Origin of the sequence: Oceanobacter antarcticus (assembly GCF_044962685.1) — a bacterium.
In the GTDB taxonomy this organism is placed as follows: Bacteria; Pseudomonadota; Gammaproteobacteria; order Pseudomonadales; family Oceanobacteraceae; genus Oceanobacter; species Oceanobacter antarcticus.
Window position 1 is genome coordinate 1 of the sequence record NZ_JBBKTX010000062.1, and the last position, 582, is coordinate 582.

General features: G+C 43.0%; 2 protein-coding genes. Both read right to left on the reverse strand.

The annotated features are described in order from the left end of the window. Positions 1-287: IS66 family transposase (locus WG929_RS20890; protein ID WP_416207612.1), on the reverse strand; the 287-nt coding region annotated here is incomplete at its 3' end. Positions 288-310: 23 nt separating this feature from the next. After that, on the reverse strand, positions 311-582 hold a 272-nt coding region (gene tnpB / locus WG929_RS20895; RefSeq protein ID WP_416207613.1), incomplete at its 5' end, for an IS66 family insertion sequence element accessory protein TnpB.

Sequence of the window (582 nt, forward strand, 5' to 3'; positions counted from 1 at the left end):
TCTATCGACTCGGCCGTATCCACTGCAGAGGCATCGGCCTCGCATTCAACCTCATCGAACAGTTCGACTTGTTGATCACTTTTTTCGCTGCTTTTACCAAACTGGCGCTGCTTAAACAGAATGATCTGCTCTTCCAAAAACTGGATGCGTGATTGTTTTTGGTTGATTAATTGTTCTTTATTTTTTAACTGATTATTTTTTTCTTCCAATAATTGATGCTGCGCTAAAAGCTGTTGTTTTAGAGCAGAAATGTCATCAGGCAAGTGATCGGTCGGTGGTGTTTTCATGGGTTGGATTATACCAACCCTGGTTAATTCATGGCAGTGTAAAATAAGGTTTCATGCGGTTTATTGTTAAAAATATCCAGACCGTCCAATAATAAATTCAGTTGATAGCCGTCAATACAGATGGCGGCGCTGTCGGTCGGCTTTAGCCATTTAAAGCGCTGCTTTTCCAGGCGTTTGTACCAGAGCACAAAGCCATTGCGCTCCCAGTACAGTAACTTGATTTTATCCCGGTCGCGATTACAAAAGACAAACAGAGCATTGGCCATAGGACTAAGCTCCAGCTCTTGCTCGACCA